Raw genomic sequence first — 21,133 nt, forward strand, 5'->3', positions numbered from 1 at the left:
CGCTTATCGCGACATCGTCTATATTACCACATTATCTTCTCTCTGTCAACTGCTTTCTCTTTGGTATTTTGTGGTGTCTTCCTTTCGCTCCTCGCAGGAGCGACGTATGTTAATATACCACGTTTGAAATTCTAATTCAAACATGAAATTTATCAATATAGTATATTTACATGCAATTATACATATATATCTTTATTATGCTCTTTTTTTCTATCATTTATTACTGAATATATCTTTTTGACAAAAAGGCAATCGTATTGAATCATCTCTGCCTATATGATATAAATTACTAAAACTTCGCACATAAATAATTACTCTGTTCCTTGAAAACTTAATGCTTTGCCAGAAAAAAGTAATAGTAATTTACACAATTATGCACACTTCGGAAGTCTTTCCTTAAGTTCTTTGGGAATCGCAGCCATAAAAGCATCAAGTAATTGGTCCAGCTGTTCTGAAGATAACGATAGTTTATCTGTTATTGTATCTATGAATACTTGCATAAGTAGATGAAAAGCCTGAATCAGCGTAATATCGGACATTTCATCCTGTATGTAGTAAAATATCTCTCCCATTGTTCGTAAATCTGATGATCGACGGTTCTCTAGTGCAAGCATCATGTATCTGGTAAATACGATTGCTGTATGTGCTGTCATCGCATCGTAAGATAATGAATTGCATTCCTTGCTGAGCTTCAAGTATGATTTACACACTTTGAAAAAGACTTCTATATCCCAGCGCTTCCCGTATATACGAATGATTTCGTCCTCGTTAAGGTTTATATCCGTGGTAATAAGTGCCAGATAGTCTTTTCGATTATTCCTGTTTCTGACAAATACAATTCGAGCAGGAATAGATTTTCCGTCTTTTTCAATGGAAACTTCCACGGATAACAGGTATCTAGACCTGCCTCTTCTTTTTCTGTTCTGCTTGTATATTTCTGTTAACGGCTGCATTATTCCATTATATAGGTAATGCATCTTTGATGTTTTCTTTGCCATTGCAATAACATCATAGCCTATTTCTTTAATAGCAATCAAAGAAGAGGGAGAACAGAACCAAGTGTCAAACAATACATAAGATGCTGGAATCATTGCTTTTTTAGCGGTCTTTATTAATTCCAGAGCTACGGCTGTTGCTTTAGTTTGGGATAGATTCCTTCTTAAATACCCGGCGGAACGCTTGTCCACAGGTATAGCTTCATTGATACGATTCTTTTGATTCTCAGTAGATAAAAGACATCCATTGACTGGGATAAAAGTATTTCCATCTGACCATCCGAGTGTAAGTAGGCGAAAGCCATATTTGTATGTTTTCTTAGCATGGTCATATACTTTTGCTAGTAGCTCTACTTTTTTAGAGCTAGAGCGTTCGAATAAAGAGTCATCCACAATAAGAACATTTACACGTTTATCGCTTGTTAACCCAGTAATTGTCTCATTTATAATCTGTGCGCTAAGCCAAGTGGTAAACCGAATCCAATTGATATGAATAGAGTTTAAGAACCTGTAAACCGTGTCTTTCTTAAAACCAGCCTGATTTGTACCCATTAGCATATTCATATACATAGATCTATTGGTGAAGATCATACAGAATAAGTACTCGAAAATAGAAATAACGGGAGTACCCTTGCTTTTGTAAGCATTCGATAACCTTAAAGCAGCCGAAATTCTATATTTTTTGAAGAAACTTTTAATCGAAGTAGAAACCTTATTATCAATTTGGTAATTTTGTGTTATACTATTCATAGCATGAGCCTCCAATTTGTTTGTTTTTTGTATGATTCAATTATACCAAAAATGGAGATCTCATGCTATTTTATAGCCAAATAATATTGAATTATCAAGGTACAGAGCTACTTTTATAAGTGCGAAGTTTGAGTAAATTATTTAAACGAATTTTTGAATTAGGAGTGTTATTATGACAGATGTAATTCTCAGAAACGAAAATTTGAGAAGAATATTAAGTGGTCATCCATGGATATACAAAACAGAAATAGATCACATAGAAGGCGATTATGAGCCTGGTGGAATTGTTGATGTCTATGATCATAAGAAAAACTTCATCGGGCGAGGATACATAAATCTTAAATCTATGATAACTGTAAGAATTCTCACACATGAAAAAGATGAGCTCATAAATGAGGATTTTTTTAAAAAGAGAATTCTAAGAGCATGGGAATATAGAAAAAAAGTTATGGATAATTTGAATTCATGTAGGGTAATTTTTGGAGAAGCTGATTTTTTACCAGCTCTTATTGTGGACAAATTTGGAAATTATTTAGTTATTCAAACACTTTCACTTGGTATGGAAAGGTACAAAGGCTTAATAGTAAACATACTCGTTGAATTATTAAATCCCAAGGGTATATATGAAAGAAATGATGTGTCTGTGCGAATGCTGGAAGGATTACCTGAAACAAAAGGATTTTTATATGGCAATTTCGATGCAATTCAACAATTTGAAGAAAACGGCGTTAAGCTTTGGGTTGACATAGAAAACGGTCAAAAAACTGGTTATTTTTTAGACCAAAAAGAAAATAGAGCCGCAATAAAAAAGTACGTAAAAGATGCCGATGTTTTAGATTGCTTTAGCCATACAGGCTCTTTTTCAGTACATGCATTGCATTACGGTGCTAAAAGCGTTGAAACCGTAGATATATCAGAAGCAGCATTAGATATGGCTAAAAAGAACGCAGCTCTAAACGGATACCTGGATAGGTGTCGCTTTACATGTGAGAATGCATTTGATTTGTTAAAAAAATACGATGAAGAAAACAAAAAATTTGACGTTGTAATACTCGACCCACCTGCCTTTACTAAAAGTAAAGAGACAGTAAAAGATGCCATAAGAGGATATAAAGAAATAAATTTAAGAGCAATGAAAATCTTGAAAAAAGGTGGTTTCCTCATTACTTGTTCTTGCTCGCAGCACATAAGTCCCGATGTGTTTCTAAACATAATTAAAGAAGCCGCACACGACACACAAAAGAATACACGGCTAATAGAAAAAAGAACACAGTCAAAAGATCATCCTATACTGTTATCATCCAGTGAAACTGAATACCTAAAGTGTTTGATACTGCAAGTTTTTTAGTTTAAATAAGAAGCTCTATGCTTCTTATTTAAACTTTCTGCTTCCAGGTTTGTATATAGGCAGTCCCTTTTCGCATAGTGGGCATTTTTCACTTTCATACGACACTGCATCAATTGATATTATAGATTCAAATTTAACTCCAAAGTTGGCATTTCCATTGCTTCTGTCGACGATGCTTGCAACACCAACAATATTTGCATTATAACTTTTTACAAGTTCAATGACTTCTTTTACAGAGCCACCTGTTGTGACAACATCTTCTACTGCGAGTACATTATCACCTTCATTTATCTCAAATCCTCTTCTTAATTTCATCACCCCATCTTCTCTTTCAGCAAAGATGGCTTTTGCACCCAATTGCCTTGCAACTTCATACGCAAATATAATGCCACCAATGGCAGGCCCAATTACTACATCTATTTTTTCTTTAATAAATTTTCTCGCTATTTCTTTTGAAAATAATTCACTGTAATTAGGATACTGAAAAATCTTAGCACATTGGAGGTATGTGTCGCTATGCCTACCAGAAGTCAATAAAAAATGTCCTTTATTCAATACTTTTAAATCGCTTAATATTTCAAGTACCTTTTCTCTATCCATTTTAATTTTCCTTTCTTTTTTGTTTACCATAATGATTATACGTTAATAGAATTTATCAATTGGTTTACATCAACTATGCTATTTCTTAACATATATTTTTTTATTCCTTCCAAGATGTCTATTGAACCAGCAGGATTGATAAAATTATAAGTTCCAATAGCTACAGCAGTAGCCCCTGTTATCATGAATTCTAAAGCATCTTCTGCAGATGAAATTCCTCCCATACCTATCACAGGGATTGATACAGCTCTTTTAGCTTCATACACATTTTTAAGCGCTATGGGTTTTATAGCTGGTCCTGATAAACCTGCAAACACATTCTTAAAAACAGGTCGCCTTGTGTTTATATCTATGGCCATTCCAGTAACTGTATTTATAAGAGAAATTGCATCAGCACCACCGTCTTCTGCTGCTTTAGCATAAATCTTTATATCAGTTACATTTGGAGTCAATTTTACAATGACTGTTTTATTTGATACTTCCTTTACTTTTTTAGTTATCTCATGTACACTGTTGGGATCTATTCCAAATGACATACCCCCTTCTTTTACATTTGGGCATGAAACATTGATCTCTAAAGCATCTACACCGTCTATATTAAGTTTTTGGGCTAATAATACGAATTCTTCTATTGTTTCTCCTGCTATATTTGCGATTACTTTAGTATTAAATCTATTTAAAAATGGTAATTCGTCTTTTATGAAAGCATCGACACCTGGATTTTGCAGTCCAACACTATTTAAAATTCCTGATGGCGTTTCATATATACGCGGCGGAGGATTTCCTTCTTTTGGATACACTGTAAGACCTTTTACCATTATTCCTCCTAAATTATCTAAATCGATATAATGTGAATACTCTTTTCCAAAACCGAACGTACCAGATGCCACAAGAACTGGATTTTTAAGTTCAAGATTCCCTATACTGACTTTCAGATTCAAAATACTACCTCCCTTGCCCAAAATACAGGACCATCCTTACAGACTTTTTTATATTGAAATCCAGAATCTGTTTTTGTTTTGCAGGCACATACCATACATGCACCAATCCCACAACCCATATGTTCTTCAATAGAGATTTGACAAGGCACATCGTACTTTTCAGCCATGTCTTTTACAGATTTAAGCATTTGCATTGGACCACATCCATAAACTATATCAATATCTTTTATTTCACTTTCAATTAAATCGGTAACATACCCCTTAATGCCAGTGTTCCCGTCTTCAGTCGCAATAACGACATCGCCATACTTTTGAAATTCATCCACGAGAAATGCATCGCTTTTAAAACCAAGAGCAATCTTTAGATTTTTATTTTTTAATTTCTTTGAAAGAAACAACAGTGGTGGTATCCCTATGCCACCACCAACGATAAGAATATTGTTGAATTTATCAAATATATCGAATCCGTGACCATGGGGACCAGTTACTTCTAATGTGTCTAAAGCCTTTACTTTTGAAAGATTGTAAGTGCCTTTTCCTTTTATCCGATAAACAATTGCAATTTCATTCCCATCATGATCACATATACTAAATGGCCTCTTTAATAATGTATTGCCTCCACAATTTATCATGATAAATTGCCCTGGCGCAGGAATATCATCAAATTCTAACCTAAGTCTATATATTCCATTGCTAATTTCTTTATTTTCTCTAACAACGTATTCCATATTTCACCTCAACACGCAATATATCTTCTTTTTAAAAACGCATTATTAATCATTCCCATCATCAAAAGAACTTCAGCACGTGCAGCTTGAGCAAATTCATATTCAGAATAAACATCTTTCCAATATTGACTTTTATAGGCGAAGATGACTTTTCTCGATGAGTTGACAATGGCACCTAAGTTGTTTTCATCAAAGCAATTAATGACATCTTCTGCAGTAGCACCCTGTGCTCCATATCCAGGCACTAAAAAGATAGCAGATGGCATTATTTTTCTCAGTATTTTGGCTTCTTCTTTATACGTAGCTCCAACAACCGCACCTATAGAACTATATCCTAAGCTACCTTCGGCTAGTTTTGAAATCTTGTCAACCATGTAAGCCACATTTTCATATACAGTACCACTGACAGTTTTTAAATTTTGAATCGTTCCAGAACCAGCATTAGAAGTTTTCACAAGGATAAATAGCCCTTTGTCGTATTCTAATACATCTCGTATATATGGCGTTATGGTATCTTCCCCCATGTACGGATTGATTGTAATTGCATCGATAGATGGATTTTGCAAATATGCTTTTGAATACATTTCTGCTACATCTGCTATATCTCCTCTTTTTACATCTGCTATAACTATAAGCCCTTTTTCTTTGGCATATTCAGCAGTTTTATAAAAAGCTTCTATCCCATCTGCCCCATATATTTCGTAAAAAGCGATCTGAATCTTTACCGCTGGCACTACATCAAATACAGCATCAACAATGCCTTTATTAAAATAATAAATCGCTTCAGATATTCCTTTTGTATTGTTCCCGTATTTATTAAAGGCCGCTTTCTTTATGAATTCTGGAATGTTTTCAATCCTTGGATCTAAACCGACAACTGTAGGATTATTCTTGAATTTTATTGCATGTATCAAATTATCCGAAAACATGTTAACACCTCTTATAAATATTTATTCATATACATGTATAATTATTCTATATATATTATACATTACTTATTTGATAATTGCCATCATTTTTAAATTTTATTTCTCCATTTACAATCGTATATTCCACCATGCCGTACAATTTTTGCCCATTAAATGGTGAATTTTTACCTTTTGATTTAAAATTGTCCGCATCGACTGTAAACTCTTTTGCTAAATCTATTATTGTAATATCTGCATCATTGCCTATCTTAAAACCATGGGTTAATTTTAAAAGTTTTGAAGGTTCTGTCGACATATGCTTTACTAAATCGTCTATCGCAATCAATCCATTTTTAACAAGATACGTGTACACTACAGAAAAAGCGATTTCGATTCCTGATATGCCAAAAGCCGCTATTTCATAAGGAACTTTTTTATCATCTTTCGTATGCGGTGCATGATCTGTCGCAATTACATCTATTGTACCATCTTTTAACCCTTCTATAAGCGCATTCACGTCTTCCCTTGTCCTTAATGGAGGATAAGCCTTTGTATTCGTGTCAAAACCATCAACTATATCTTCAGTAAGGCATAGATTGTGCGGCGTTACCTCTGCTGTTATATTTACTCCATCTGCCTTAGCTCTCCTTATCAATTCAACACTGTCCTTTGTTGATACATGTGCTACATGAAGTCTTGCTCCAGTAGATTTTGCCAAAATAATATTTCGTGCAAGCATTACCTCTTCCGCTTCATGTGGTATTCCTCTTAAGCCAATTTTTGTTGAAATTATCCCATTATTCATCACACCTTCACCGCTTAACATTTTATCTTCGCAATGAGTTATCATGAGCAAATCGTACATACTTCCATAAGTCATTATCCTCTTCATAAGCCCCGAATTCATTATTGGAAATCCATCATCAGATAAAGCTACCACGCCCACATCCTTCAATTTTGCCATCTCTGAAATTTCTTCACCCAACATACCTTTAGTCATGGCACCTATCGGAATTACTTTACAATACCCTTCTCTTTCAGCGATACTTTTTATATATTCCACAACTACTTCATTGTCTATGACAGGGTTTGTATTTGGCATACATGCAACAGTTGTATAACCACCAGCAACAGCAGCATGTGTACCTGTTTTTATCGTTTCCTTTTCTTCAAAACCAGGCTGCCTCAAATGTGTGTGCATATCAATAAATCCCGGAAATACATGTTTCCCTTTTGCATCAATTGAAATTGCATCATTCAGCGATATTCTTTTATCTATCCCTTTTATCTTTCCATTCTCTATTAAGATATCTGCTTTTTCATTAAATCCCTCTCCATCTATTAATATCCCATCTTTAATAACTAATTTCATTTGATTTTCTCCTTTCACATAATATTTTTAATAATGCCATTCTTACAGCTACACCATTTGTAACTTGTTCCTCAATAACCGAATATGTGGCATTAGCTGCTTTCGATGTAAGTTCTACATTTCTATTGATAGGTCCAGGATGCATCAGTATTGCATCTTTCTTGGCAAGTTTCATTCTTTCCTCTGTTATGCCAAAATACTTTGAAAACTCATCTTTTGATGGAAACAAACCATTTTTCTGCCTTTCTAATTGAATTCTAAGTCCCATGACTACATCGACTCCATCAATAGCTTTGTCTATGTCGTAATAGACTTTTGCTCCAAGCTTTTCAAAAGTCTTTGGCAACAATGTAGCAGGACCCACCAATCTAACTTCGGCTCCTAACTTTTGCAATCCCCATACATTAGACCTTGCAACTCTCGAATGGACTATATCTCCAACTATGACTACTTTTAAGCCGTCAAAGAATCCCTTTTTTTCTCTTATTGTCATTAAATCCAACAAAGCCTGTGTAGGATGTTCATTAAGACCGTCACCTGCATTTATTACTGATGCATCAAGATATTTTGCCATAAGATGCGGAGCACCAGACATATTGTGGCGCACTACAATCACATCTGCTTTCATCTTTTCTACCGTTCTTACTGTATCAATAAGAGATTCACCTTTTACAACGCTGCTTGTCTTGGTTTCTATGTTTCCAAAATGAGCTCCAAGGTATTTTGCTGCCATTTCAAATGACAATCTTGTCCTTGTGCTTGGCTCAAAAAATATCGTAACAATTGTCTTGCCCCTCAAAATATCTGAATTTTTATTACCAACCAAGATTTTCTTCATTTCTCCTGCTGTATCCAGTATCTCTAAAAGATCGTCTTTTGTCATTTCCCTTATTCCTAACACGTCTTTTCCTATCATTTAAACCATCCTTTCTTTTTATTAAAAAATAGAGCAGCAACCATTTTTACATTTTAAAATGGCTCTGCTCTTAAATATAAGATTTTTGAATATTTTTTGAATGTTATGAATTCTAAAATAACCATAAAAAATCTCCCTTTCTGTCTAAAGTGGGAGAATCGCAATTCTCCCTTATCAGTCTCGCTGGACTAATTTAAAGGTTGTTATTCTATTATTACAACTTTATTTGCATTATCAATTTCCTCAAGCATGACACTTACAATTTCGCTCTTTGATGTAGGCACATTTTTTCCGACATAATCAGGTCGTATGGGAAGTTCCCTATGTCCCCTATCAATGAGTTCTGCCAACTGTATTGACTTAGGTCTCCCTAAATCTATGACAGCATCCATAGCGGCCCTTACAGTCCTTCCTGTATATATTACATCATCTACTAAAACAACAATTTTCCCAACTACATTTACTCCTATGTCCTTTTTTTTGACGATTGGCTGCTCTAATTTCGTAGTTAAATCATCTCTATATAAAGTAATATCCAATGAACCTATAGGAGGTCTTACACCTTCGATGCGTTCAATATACTTGGCAAGTCTATTTGCAAGAGGCACACCTCTACGCATTATGCCAACTAATACAATGTCTTCAATGCCTTTATTCTTTTCTACAATCTCATGTGAAATTCGAATTAAAGCTCTGTCAATTGCTTTTTCGTCCATTATCTCAGCTTTATAATTCAAATCTTATACCTCCATAAAAAAACTTCTTGATAAAGCAAGAAGTCAACATCTTTTTTAACTCCTTGCCAGCCTCACAGGACCAGTTAAAGGATGCATAATATCTCTTTTCTAATATGATATCACAATATTTTATATTTGTCTATAGGTTTTTAGATTGTTTTACTGCAATCTTTGATGTGGAACATAAAAATTATTTATGCTAATATAGATATATACAAAAATTTTCAAAGGATGTGCTTACTATGAAAGAAGGAAAAGTTCCAACAGACATTTTATCAAAACTCATATACACCAACTTAGGCGTAAAGCGAAACGAAGTAGCTGTACATGCAGGTATAGGAGAAGATTGTAGCGTTATTGAATTTGGCCAGTATGCGGCTGTTTTGTCTACAGATCCCATAACTGCCTCAAATAACTTAAGCGGATACTTATCTGTAATTATTTCATGCAATGACATTGCATCATGTGGTGCAAAACCCATAGGCGTACTTGAAACCATTTTGCTGCCAATAGGTTCTGATGAAGAATCATTGAACAAAATCGTGCAGGAAATAGATAGAGGAGCCAAAGAGCTTAACATTGAAGTTCTTGGCGGTCATAGCGAAGTCACATCTTCCGTAAATAAAGCAATAATATCGACTACTGCTATCGGTGTATGTAGCAAAGACAAATTCATTAAAACAAGCGGTGCTAAATTAAATGATGACGTAATAGTTACCAAATCAGTAGGTATTGAAGGAACCTTCATAGTGGTCAACGATTACTATGAAAAGCTATCAAATCATATTTCTAAATCGGTTTTAGACAGCGCGAAAAGCTTTATTACAGATTTAAGTGTAGTAAAAGAGGGTTTAATTGCAGCTGAATGTGGTGTAAATTGTATGCATGATATTACCGAAGGCGGGATATTAGGCGCAGCCTTTGAAATCGCAGAAGCATCAAATATGGGAATTGAAATTTTCAGTGATTTAATTCCTGTAAGGAATGAGACTAAAATTATCTGCGATTACTTTAACTTAGATCCATTTAAGCTTATCTCAAGTGGCTCGATGATTATTACGTCATCAAATGGTAAAAAAATAGTAGATGAATTGAAAAAGCAAAATATCGATGCAACAATAGTCGGTAAGATTACAAAAAGCGGAAAATATCTTATAGATGGCAATAAAAAAATAGAAATAAATCCGCCGACTTCCGATGAGATATATAATATTTTATAAAAAGCGTACAAATGGGTTTTTAAGCTTTTCGTCCTTAATTGTGGTGATATCACCATGCCCTGGAAAAACTAAAGTCGTATCAGGTAGCATGAACAATTTATTTTTTATTGAATTTATGATTTCATTGAAATCACCACCTGGAAAGTCAGTTCTGCCTATAGATTCCTTAAAAAGCGTATCTCCAGTAAAACAGGCATCATCGATTTTGTAACATACTCCACCAGGTGTATGTCCAGGGGTATGAATAGTTGTTATAAAAATGCCTTCTCCAAATGATAAAGTGTCACCATCTCTTAACAAAATATCAGCATCTTTTGATATGATTTTTCCAAAGCCAAACTCAGACAAATTCATCGCCGGGTTTTTAAGCATTTCTGCATCATCGGTACCAATGCAAACTTTTGCTCCAAATTTGTCTCTAAAGTAATCGATGCCCCCAATATGATCAAAATGCCCATGAGTTATCAAAATATACTTCAATCTAAAATCATTATCTATCAAATAATCTTCCACTTCGGGTACAAAATTGCCAGCATCTACCATTATACATTCATGACTACCCTTTGCAGATACTATATAACAGTTAGCTTGAAAACGCCCTACTGAAAATTTTTTAATATCTAAATCGTTTCTCATATCGCACTCACCTTAAAAAATCCTTTTTGAATCTAAAAGTATCGTTACTGGTCCATCATTTATCAAAGAAACCCGCATCATAGCACCAAATTTTCCTGTTTTAACAGGAAGTCCTTTTTCCTTCAATTTATTACACAATGTATCAAAAAGGTACAGTGCTTTTTCTGATTTGGCAGCATTCATATAATTAGGTCTTCTACCTTTTCTTGCATCTCCAAGAAGCGTAAACTGTGACACTAATAAGATTTCGCCGTTAACATCAACGATAGAAAGGTTCATCCTACCTTCTTCGTCATCAAAAATCCTCAAATTGGCGATTTTATCGGATATATATTCTACGTCCTCCAAGCCATCATCATTTGAAACACCCACCAAGACTACAAGTCCTTTGTTAATTTCTCCTACTATATTGTCTTCAACTGTGACATTTCCTTGCAAAACTCTTTGAACAACAGCCCTCATGTTTTAATACCTCCAATGCTGCATTTTTTGTCCTGACTAAATTTCATGCACTTATTCTGTATACATCAGTCACACCATCAAGAGCTTTTAATTTATTCATAATTTTTTCAAGCTGCTCTTTCGATGTAATCTCTAACGTCAAATTAATTATCGCAATATTGTCCCTTGTTGTCCGTGCATTTACGGCTCTTACAGAGATTTTTATGTCAGCTAATATACTGGTAACATCCGTCAGTAATCCATACCTATCAATAGCCATAATTTGAATATCTGCTTGATACGCAATGTTTTTGCCCTGATCCCATTCAACTTCTATAATTCTATTTTTATCGTAAACATAATCTTTTATATTCGGACAATCCTTTCTGTGTATTGAAACTCCACGGCCTTTGGTAACATAGCCTACTATTTCATCACCCGGGACAGGAGAACAGCATTTCGAAAATCTAACCATGACATTGTCTTCGCCTTTTACAATGACACCCATTCCACCAATCTTTTGCTTTTTCTTTGTTTCTGATACGGTAGGAATATGCCTTTTGGACTCACTTTCTACTTGCTTTAACTCTTCTTTTATGCGCGGTATTATCTGATTTAATGCAAGCCCACCAAATCCAATTGTCGCATATAGATCTTCTTCAGAATGCATGTTTAACTTTTTTAGCACAGATTCCATTATATCGCTTTTTAATTGGGATTGTTGTATCCCTTGTCTTTTTAACTCTCTGTAAAATATTTCTTGTCCCCGCTCAATATTTTCTTCTCTCTTTTCCTTTTTGAACCACTGCCGTATTTTATTTTTAGCTTGTGAACTTTTTACAATCTGAAGCCAGTCTCTGCTGGGACCTCTGTCAGCATTGGTTGTCGTAAGAATCTCAACTATATCACCATTTTTAAGCTCATAATCTATTGGAACAATCTTTCCATTTACTTTAGCGCCATTTAATCTGTGACCTATTTCGGTATGAATGCTATATGCAAAGTCAATAGGCGTAGATCCAGCCGGTAGACTTATGACATCACCTTTAGGAGTAAAAACGTAAACCTCATCTGTAAACAGATCTATTTTTAAGGTCTCCATGAATTCCTTAGCATCTTTTAACTCTCTTTGCCACTCCAAAAGCTGCCGCAGCCAGGAAAGCTTAGCGTCAAACTCATCTTCGTAAGATTTGCCCTCTTTATACTTCCAGTGAGCTGCAATTCCGTATTCTGCTGTCCTGTGCATGTCCCAAGTTCGAATTTGTATTTCAAATGGTTCACCTTTCGGCCCAATTACAGTAGTGTGAAGAGACTGGTACATATTTGGCTTTGGCATAGCGATATAATCTTTAAATCTGCCAGGCATAGGCTTCCACAGTGTATGAACAACGCCTAATGTCCCATAACAATCTTTTACAGTATTGACAATTACTCTGACAGCCATTAAATCATAAATCTGCTCAAAAGTCTTGTTTTGCTGCTTCATTTTTTTATAAATACTGTAAAAATGTTTAGGTCTTCCATCAACATCAGCTTTTATTCCGATTTCATTCAATTTTTCTTTTAACTTTTCAATGAGTTCTTTTATGGATTCTTCTCTCTCTTTCCGCTTCTTTGCAACCTTTTCAACGAGACTATAATATTCATCAGGATGAAGGTATCTCAATGATAAATCCTCCAGCTCCCACTTTATCATTGACATACCTAATCTATGGGCAATAGGAGCGTATATTTCCAATGTTTCTTGTGCTTTCTCCTTTTGCTTCTCTTCGCTCAAAAATTTAAGAGTACGCATATTGTGAAGGCGATCAGCGAGCTTTATCATTATAACTCGTATATCTTTAGCCATTGCAATGAGCATTTTTCGCATATTTTCAGCCTGCTGCTCTACTTTCGATTTGTACTCTATCATGCCAAGCTTTGTCACGCCGTCTACTAAATCAGCAATTTCCTGCCCAAATTCATTTTTTATATCTTCATAAGAAATAGATGTATCTTCTATTACATCATGAAGAAGTCCACTGGCAATAGTAGATACATCAAGTTCCAGATCAGCAAGAATCATTGCAACTTCTACAGGGTGGACAATATACGGTTCTCCTGAATTTCTGTATTGTCCTTCATGAGCTTTTAACGCATAATCATAAGCTTTTAATATTAAATTAATATCATCTTCAGATTGATCGTATTTTTTTACTCTCTCAATAATTTTTTCAATCATTATTAATGATCACCTTTTTAAAACCGACATTTTAAAACTTTATCAATGAAATGACATCATAACCTTCTAACTTTTTACGTCCATTTAAAAAAGTCAATTCTGTCAAGAACAATATACAATCGACAATACCGCCCAATTCTTCAATTAACTTCGCTGCAGCATATATTGTACCGCCAGTTGCCAATAAATCATCGACAATAATAACTCTCTGCCCTTTGCTAATAGCGTCTTTGTGTATCTCCAATGAATCCACACCGTACTCAAGCTCGTATTGATAATTGACTGTTTCAGCAGGTAACTTCCCAGGTTTCCTAACAGGCACAAATCCCAATCCCATTTTATATGCCAATGGTGCTCCAAACAAAAAGCCTCTGGCCTCTGGACCTGCAATCAAATCAGCATTTCTATCTTTTACGGCATCAGCTAACATGTCTATTGAAAACACAAACGCATCTTTATCCTTTAAAACAGGTGTTATGTCTTTAAAACCAATTCCTTCTTTCGGAAAATCCGGTATCTCCCTTATAAGTGATTTAACATCTTCTAACGTCATGCTGTTTCCTCCTTAACATTCTTTTTCAATATTTGAAAAGCAAATTTTATAAAACTTTTTTCCGCCATATACAGTTTTTGTAATAGCTGGTGATCTTTAATATTCACTTTTGAATCGACACAATTTCTCCTTAACACAAAAATATTATCACTTTCTTCTATATTAATCAATCCATTGTCTTTAAGAATTTTTAAACATATCATTGACTTTATGGAATTCAAATTAAAATAATCGTAAATTTGATCTTTTAATATCAACGTATCTGAATTTTCTTTCATGCTTACAAATATTTTAGCAAAATCACTCCTTCTGGGTACAATATTGTAGATATCATTTAAACTGCTTTTTAAGTCTTCCTTTCCAAACAAAAGGTGTACAATACTTTCTCCGCTGTTTGCTAATATATTATAAAACATTTTTGAATCGAATGGTATATCGTAAAAAACTATATTTTTAAACTTAGAAGGCAAATGCATAATTTCATCAGCATTAATGCACCACAAAACTGCATTCTTTGCATCGACAATTTTATTGCTTAACTTAAAATTACAATAGTTGCAAGCATTAAGATAATTAATAAGCTCTTTTATATGATATCGAGTGTTTATTATGACTGCTGTACTATCATCACTTTTAAACAATTTTAAAACATAAGATCTTTTATCATCGATATTTCGCATATCAATAAAATTATAGCTTTCTAATCCTTGAAAATCATCGTTAAAGCTCATTAAAGTATTGTATAAATTTCTGAAAAATAATACATTTTTCTCTTTCACTAAAATATCTTTTGCTATTATCTCAAGCTTTTTCTCTCCATTCCACTCGTTTACTTTGACAAAACCTGCAATATCTAAAACTGCTCCTGTGCTAATCTTGTCAAATTCGCAAGCTCTATTGAATAAAACGACATTGTACATAACATCATTTTTCTCAACCATTATTCGAATGTGTTTGTTATCTCCAAAGAGAGAAATTTGTTTTACAACCAAATTTTTAATCGCATACATTGGCACAGGATTTCCACTGCCAAAAGGCTCTAACAAACTTACTTGATTTGCTCCATCACAATCCAATACATCATCAATAGAAGTTTCTATCTCGATTATCGGCATCATATCAAAAGCAGTTAATTTCGTCTTAGCATATTCATTGAGTTTAAATCTAAAATCATCTATTTGACTGCTATCTATAGTCAAGCCTGCAGCCATTTCATGCCCTCCAAAGTTAATCAAACAGTCACCAGCATATTTTATTGCCTCGTATATATTAAATCCTTTTATACTTCTTCCTGAACCCTTGCCAAAACCACCACTGACACTTATTAAAATGGACGGTCTATGATATCTTTCTGTTATCCTTGAAGAAACTATCCCAATTACACCCGGATGCCAATTTTCGCTATAAAGAACAATAAACTTTTCTTTTTCTAAGTCCACATTATTTTCAACTTGCATAATAGCTTCCTCTAATATCTTTTTCTCTATTTCTTGTCTTTTCGCATTCTCGCTATTTAAATAAGCCGCTATTCTGTCAGCTTCTATAGGATCATCTGTTACTAACAAATTCACACACAATACGGCACTTTCTAATCTTCCTGCAGCATTTAACCTGGGAGCCAATATGAATCCAACATGGTACGTATCTATATCTCTTTTATTAAGGCCGGCAGAATTTATCAAAGCCCTTAATCCTTTGTTTTTTGTATTTCTCATCATCTTTAATCCTTCTTTTACTATCACACGATTCTCTCCAGTAAGCGGTACTATATCTGCTACCGTTCCTAAAGCTACTACATCAAGAAATTCCAATGCTTCATCCCCTAATAGTGCCAAACAAAGCTTAAAAGCAACTCCAACACCTGCTAATTCTCTATATGGATATGCACAATCTTTAATATGTGGATTTACGATACAATTAGCTTCTGGCAGTATATCCGGAACTTGATGATGGTCTGTAATAATAACATCAAGGCCCAGTTTTCGTGCATACTGTACTTCCTTTAATGACGCTATCCCGCAATCAACAGTTATAATAAGCTTTGTTCCGGAATCGCACAATATTTTAACAGCATCCATGTTTATTCCATAACCTTCCAAGAGGCGATCTGGTATGTAAAAATCTACATTTGCACCAAGCCTTTTTAATGCAATATATAAAATTGAAGTGCTGGTTATACCATCCACATCGTAATCACCATATATCGCTATTTTGTCATTTAATCCGATATGATATTTTATGATTGAAACCGCTTTTTCTATTCCTTCCAATAAATAAGGATTATTAAGCGCGTTTAATGTTGGGTTTAAATATTCATAAACTTTTTTCAAATCATCATATCCTCTATTGACAATTGTCTGTGCGACATAAGTTTTTAAATTAAACTTATTTGCAATTTCATCAACAAGTTTATCATTTTTAGCCTTTTTTGATACCCAGTTGTAGACCATCTCATTCCGTCACCTCACAAAACACATTATTTTCGCTTTTTTTCTATAAAAAGTATGTAATAGACAATCGCCATACATAATATAAACGATATTAAGTAGCCAACTAAGCCCACTGCATTGTAACCATATACTTTGTACCCACCATTTAGAGACATTATAAGTGATGAACCTATTATAAGCGACGCAGCTATAATGCTTATGATCATTTTATTTATCATTGAATTAAGGTCGTACTTCATCTTTTCAGTCTCTTCAATGTCCAATTTTACTCTTACATTGTCTTTTAATATCTTTGAAATTATCCCCTGAAGCTTTGATGGAAACTTCTTTAAATGAACGTATATCTTATGGAGGTCTTTTGCATTTTCACTCAGCGTTTTGGCAAAATTGAAATTGTTTATGTATATCTTTTTTACAAAATCTTTAGCAATATCAGATATGCTGAAGTCAGGGTCTAATTCTTTTCCAACTCCTTCAATGGTCGCCAATGATTTTAGTAACAGCGTAAACTCTGCAGGCATGATCAATTTGTACTTGTAGATGATTGAAGTTATCTTTTTAGCAGAATCATTGATATTTATATTTTTAAGAGGAGTATTGTAAAAATAGCTGATGATCCCGCTAAGATCGTACTTCAAATGCCTTATATTTACGCCATCTCTTATGGCATCCATATCTGTTAAAATCGAAACAACTTCATCTGTATCATTGTCGACAAAAGCCTTAAAAAGTTCTACTATCATTTCCCGGTTAGACCTGTCTATATATCCTACAATGCCAAAATCTATGTATGACAGCTTTCCATCTCTTCTTATGAGGATATTGCCTGGATGGGGATCGCCATGAAAAAATCCATAGACGAATATCTGCATGAATATAGACATAGCACCGTTGTATGCTATCCTCTTTAAATCAAATCCACTATCACGCAATTTTTCCTTGTTTTTAACGCTGATTCCGTCAATGTACTCCATTGTTAAAACTTTTTTTGTCGTGTATTCCCAATATATTTTTGGTATGTAGACATACGGCTCATTAATAAAGTTTTCTCTAAACTTGTCTGCGTTATTGCCTTCCAAAGTATAGTCTAATTCATTTAGAAGTGACTCTGACAACTCGTTTACCACATCCAAAAAATCAACGGGTGAATCAGTGAGTCGTTCATTCAATATCTTTGCAATTGTCTTTAAGATGATAATATCCGCTGTTATTTTCTCATATACGCCTGGCCTTTGGACTTTAACTACGACGTCATTTCCTTCCCTCGTTATTGCTCTGTACACTTGCCCAATGGATGCAGACGCTATTGGCTCTTTATCAAAAGTCAAGAATAAATTAGAAATTTTATCTCCCAATTCATCTTCAACGATTTGGCGCATTGTATCAAACTCTACAGGCGGAACATCATCTTGAAGCTTTGATAACTCATTAATCACATCATGTGGAAGCAAATCAGGTCTTGTGCTTAATAACTGCCCCATCTTCACAAATGTAGGCCCTAACTCCTCTAAAGTAATTCGAATCCTTTCAGATAAAGCAATCGGTAAATCATTCTTCCGTATATAAACAAACGGTATGCTCTTTTTCTTTGACAATACTTCGCTTATAAAACCAAATCCATTTTTTGTGAGTATTTTTAGTATTTCCCTATACCTTTTTATATACCTTCTCGTTGAAAAAATACTGAACAGATTCATTTCCACACCTCAATAAAAATATAGCGGCAACATACTTAAAAGTATTATGCCACTAATTAAGAAATTTACATATTCTGATTGTTCTGAATAAGCTGATCTAATTTGCTTTCCAGTTCAGCTATCCGCGCCAACAAAAGATCGTATTCTTCTCTCGTCACTAAATTTGCTTCCTTAGCCATTTGCTGAATATTCTCATAAGCCTTTTCTTTAATGACTTGCTTCTGTTTATTTACAGAATTCAATGCACTATTTATGAAATTGTTTTTGTCTTCTGCAGTAAGTTCGCCACGCTTTACAAGCTCTTGAGCGATCTCCTCTATCTTATCTTTTGTCAAAGAAACAGCACCAAGCCCTGCAAGAAACATCTCTTTAAGCATGCTATCACCTCCTATCATGCTTTTTGAGGTTTATTTCCTACCTTGTTTCCTACTCTATTTTTTCCTTCTTTATCCTTAAATATAACCCAAAGCGGACTAGCAATAAATATTGATGAATATGCACCGCTAGTAATACCAACTAAAAGAGGCAAAGCAAAACTCTTTATAGATGCAGGTCCAAAGAAGTACATAAGTATAAGCATCAGCAAAACTGTCATGACAGTATTTATCGACCGGGTCATCGTCTCATTTACGCTGACATTTGCTATCTCTTTATAGCTTGCCTTTCTCATCAATTTTATATTGTCCCTAATTCTGTCAAAAATAACAATCGTATCATTGATAGAATAACCAAAAACCGTAAGTATAGCAGCAACGAATGGAGTATCTACAACAATTCTAAGCAGTGCATAAGCAGAAATCATTATTAAAATATCGTGTATCAAAGCTAAGACAGCCGCAGCACCCATCTCGAAATTAAACCTGAAGCCAATGTAAATAAGTATAAGAAGTGCAGCTACGGCAGATGCTAAAATCGTTCCAAACTGCATCTCTTTACCTATGGATGCACTGACATTCTGTGACGATACAAGGTCTTTAACAGTAAGTTTATACTTAGATTCTATAGCATTTATAACGGCAGTCCTCGTCTTATCGTCAAGGCTTGGAGTCGTTATTGAAACATGTGTGTTATTAGGACCAATAGCCTTTACCTGCGAATCTTTAACACCATTGCTTTTTAAAATGTTTGTAATTTCATTATTCATGGCAATCGTCACAGGCTTATGCATATTAAATTCAACTACAGTACCACCTGTAAAGTCTAGTCCCCAATTTAAGCCCATTGTAAATAAAGCAATAAGTCCTGCAAGTATTATTATGCCTGATATTGTAAACCACACTTTCGTCTTTCCAATTACATCTATGTTCCACTTTATATTATTCCATCTCATTATATTCGCCTCCTTATGCACCGTATACTCTGATATTCTTAGTGAATTCTGTTTCAACAATCGACTTAAGTAAGAACCTTGAAACAGTTATTGCAGTAAACATACTTGAGATAACACCGATTATAAGCGTCAATGCAAATCCTTTTACCGTTCCTGCTCCCATGAAGAACAAGACAAATGCAGCAATAAGGGTTGTGATGTTTGAATCAAATACAGCCACAAATGCTTTTCTGAATCCGGCGTCTAAGGAAGCTCTTATGGATTTTCCTGCTCTCATCTCTTCTTTCATTCTCTCAAAAATGATTATATTGGCATCAACTGCCATACCTATTGACAAAAGCATACCAGCAATACCAGGCAAATCCAATGTGACGTGCAACAATGCGTATACTATAAAGTTTATTACAATGTATATTCCAAGAGCTATATCTGCTATCAATCCAGGCAGTCTATAGAAAGCTATCATAAACAACAAAACTATTAAGAGTCCATACATACCTGCTTCTTCACTTGCTTTTAATGCACTTGGTCCTAATGTAGCACCAACAGAGCTGTATTCAACCTGTTTCAGCGTCACTGGAAGTGCCCCACCTCTTATAAGGTTGGCCAGATTTTTTGCTTCATCAAAGTCCTTCATCCCATTTATAACCGCTTTGCCATCAGGAATCTGCTCTTGTACTACTGGCGCAGATATGGTCTTATCGTCAAGGACTATTGCTATTTGCTTGCCTACAAACTTTGCTGTCGCATCTGCAAAAGCTTTCGCACCTTTGCTGTTTAAATCAAGTGTAACAACTGGCTCCTGTACACCGGTCTGAGTCGTTTGATAAACTGCTTTTGAGTCTTTAACATCCGCACCTGTCAATATAACTTTGCCATCAGGCCCTACAAATTTAAGCTGTGCTGTCTGTCCTAAGTAAGAAATAACTTGATCAGGATCGTTAACACCTGGAATCTCTATTCTTATCCTATTGGATCCTTGTTGAACTATAAGCGGTTGTGATACGCCTAAAGCATCTACTCTGTTTCTTATTATTGAAATCGCCCTTGTCATAGCATCTTGAGAAACATTCCCTTGTGCCTGTTCCAAGACGTAGACACCACCTCTTAAGTCAAGTCCCAGCCTTATACTGTCTTGAACTGGCTTAATCGAATAATTTCCGGCATTTACACCATAAAAAGCAACATACGCTACTATTATGGCAAGCACGATTACTGATAAAAATTTTGCCAATCCTCTCGATTTCATCATTATCCCCTTTCTTTTGTTCGCTACGTTTTATTATATTA

Annotated in this window: 19 protein-coding genes; 2 read left to right on the forward strand and 17 right to left on the reverse strand. The window is 34.7% G+C overall.

Annotated elements, in window-relative coordinates; translation table 11 throughout:
* Nucleotides 1–371 precede the first annotated feature (371 nt).
* Nucleotides 372–1,745, reverse strand: a complete 1,374-nt coding sequence (locus THEXY_RS07185) for an IS4 family transposase (protein ID WP_013788177.1) — start codon at nt 1,743–1,745, stop codon at nt 372–374.
* 172 nt (nt 1,746–1,917) lie between these two features.
* Between THEXY_RS07185 and THEXY_RS07190 the strand changes: the two genes are divergently transcribed.
* Nucleotides 1,918–3,093: a class I SAM-dependent rRNA methyltransferase gene (locus tag THEXY_RS07190; RefSeq protein WP_013788178.1), complete on the forward strand. Its 1,176-nt coding sequence runs from the start codon at nt 1,918–1,920 to the stop codon at nt 3,091–3,093.
* Nucleotides 3,094–3,117: 24 nt separating this feature from the next.
* On the opposite strand, the gene pyrE is transcribed toward THEXY_RS07190, so the two are convergent.
* The 7 genes from pyrE to pyrR all read right to left on the reverse strand — a co-directional run bounded on the left by pyrE (nt 3,118) and on the right by pyrR (nt 9,295).
* Nucleotides 3,118–3,693, reverse strand: coding sequence for an orotate phosphoribosyltransferase (gene pyrE, locus THEXY_RS07195; RefSeq protein ID WP_013788179.1), 576 nt, complete (start codon nt 3,691–3,693; stop codon nt 3,118–3,120).
* 35 nt (nt 3,694–3,728) lie between these two features.
* Nucleotides 3,729–4,634 carry a dihydroorotate dehydrogenase gene (locus tag THEXY_RS07200; RefSeq protein ID WP_013788180.1) on the reverse strand — a complete coding sequence of 302 codons (906 nt, stop codon included), beginning with the start codon at nt 4,632–4,634 and terminating at the stop codon, nt 3,729–3,731.
* Nucleotides 4,631–5,362 (reverse strand): dihydroorotate dehydrogenase electron transfer subunit, encoded by a 732-nt coding sequence (locus tag THEXY_RS07205; RefSeq protein WP_013788181.1) that lies wholly within the window; start codon nt 5,360–5,362, stop codon nt 4,631–4,633. Before THEXY_RS07205 ends, THEXY_RS07200 begins: the two co-directional genes overlap by 4 nt.
* An 8-nt stretch (nt 5,363–5,370) precedes the next feature.
* Nucleotides 5,371–6,291, reverse strand: coding sequence for an orotidine-5'-phosphate decarboxylase (gene pyrF, locus THEXY_RS07210; protein ID WP_013788182.1), 921 nt, complete (start codon nt 6,289–6,291; stop codon nt 5,371–5,373).
* Between the two features lie 55 nt (nt 6,292–6,346).
* A complete protein-coding gene (locus tag THEXY_RS07215; protein WP_013788183.1) occupies nt 6,347–7,642 on the reverse strand; it encodes a dihydroorotase in 1,296 nt (431 codons plus the stop codon).
* A complete protein-coding gene (locus THEXY_RS07220) occupies nt 7,626–8,558 on the reverse strand; it encodes an aspartate carbamoyltransferase catalytic subunit (protein WP_013788184.1) in 933 nt (310 codons plus the stop codon). Before THEXY_RS07220 ends, THEXY_RS07215 begins: the two co-directional genes overlap by 17 nt.
* A 203-nt stretch (nt 8,559–8,761) precedes the next feature.
* A complete protein-coding gene (gene pyrR / locus THEXY_RS07225; protein WP_013788185.1) occupies nt 8,762–9,295 on the reverse strand; it encodes a bifunctional pyr operon transcriptional regulator/uracil phosphoribosyltransferase PyrR in 534 nt (177 codons plus the stop codon).
* 242 nt (nt 9,296–9,537) lie between these two features.
* Here pyrR and THEXY_RS07230 point away from each other — a divergent pair, with 242 nt between their 5' ends.
* Nucleotides 9,538–10,515 (forward strand): AIR synthase family protein, encoded by a 978-nt coding sequence (locus tag THEXY_RS07230; protein ID WP_013788186.1) that lies wholly within the window; start codon nt 9,538–9,540, stop codon nt 10,513–10,515.
* On the opposite strand, the gene THEXY_RS07235 is transcribed toward THEXY_RS07230, so the two are convergent.
* The 9 genes from THEXY_RS07235 to secD all read right to left on the reverse strand — a co-directional run bounded on the left by THEXY_RS07235 (nt 10,510) and on the right by secD (nt 21,092).
* Nucleotides 10,510–11,151 carry an MBL fold metallo-hydrolase gene (locus tag THEXY_RS07235; protein ID WP_013788187.1) on the reverse strand — a complete coding sequence of 214 codons (642 nt, stop codon included), beginning with the start codon at nt 11,149–11,151 and terminating at the stop codon, nt 10,510–10,512. The genes THEXY_RS07230 and THEXY_RS07235 overlap by 6 nt on opposite strands.
* A gap of 12 nt (nt 11,152–11,163) precedes the next feature.
* Nucleotides 11,164–11,613: a D-aminoacyl-tRNA deacylase gene (gene dtd, locus THEXY_RS07240; RefSeq protein WP_013788188.1), complete on the reverse strand. Its 450-nt coding sequence runs from the start codon at nt 11,611–11,613 to the stop codon at nt 11,164–11,166.
* A 43-nt stretch (nt 11,614–11,656) separates the two neighbouring features.
* Nucleotides 11,657–13,813 carry a RelA/SpoT family protein gene (locus THEXY_RS07245; protein ID WP_013788189.1) on the reverse strand — a complete coding sequence of 719 codons (2,157 nt, stop codon included), beginning with the start codon at nt 13,811–13,813 and terminating at the stop codon, nt 11,657–11,659.
* 31 nt (nt 13,814–13,844) lie between these two features.
* Nucleotides 13,845–14,366, reverse strand: coding sequence for an adenine phosphoribosyltransferase (locus THEXY_RS07250; protein WP_013788190.1), 522 nt, complete (start codon nt 14,364–14,366; stop codon nt 13,845–13,847).
* Entirely contained in the window at nt 14,363–16,816 is a 2,454-nt protein-coding gene (recJ, locus tag THEXY_RS07255) for a single-stranded-DNA-specific exonuclease RecJ (RefSeq protein WP_013788191.1), read from the reverse strand. Before recJ ends, THEXY_RS07250 begins: the two co-directional genes overlap by 4 nt.
* 26 nt (nt 16,817–16,842) lie before the next feature.
* A complete protein-coding gene (gene ubiB, locus THEXY_RS07260) occupies nt 16,843–18,513 on the reverse strand; it encodes a 2-polyprenylphenol 6-hydroxylase (protein ID WP_013788192.1) in 1,671 nt (556 codons plus the stop codon).
* 65 nt (nt 18,514–18,578) lie between these two features.
* On the reverse strand, nt 18,579–18,890 hold the full coding sequence (locus THEXY_RS07265; protein ID WP_013788193.1) for a phasin family protein: 312 nt from the start codon (nt 18,888–18,890) through the stop codon (nt 18,579–18,581).
* Nucleotides 18,891–18,904: 14 nt separating this feature from the next.
* Nucleotides 18,905–19,843 carry a protein translocase subunit SecF gene (gene secF / locus THEXY_RS07270; RefSeq protein ID WP_013788194.1) on the reverse strand — a complete coding sequence of 313 codons (939 nt, stop codon included), beginning with the start codon at nt 19,841–19,843 and terminating at the stop codon, nt 18,905–18,907.
* 13 nt (nt 19,844–19,856) lie between these two features.
* Complete coding sequence (secD, locus tag THEXY_RS07275) at nt 19,857–21,092, reverse strand: protein translocase subunit SecD (protein WP_013788195.1); 1,236 nt, start codon at nt 21,090–21,092, stop codon at nt 19,857–19,859.
* Between the last annotated feature and the right edge of the window lie 41 nt (nt 21,093–21,133).

It is taken from the genome of Thermoanaerobacterium xylanolyticum LX-11 (assembly GCF_000189775.2).
Taxonomy (GTDB): Bacteria; Bacillota; Thermoanaerobacteria; order Thermoanaerobacterales; family Thermoanaerobacteraceae; genus Thermoanaerobacterium; species Thermoanaerobacterium thermosulfurigenes.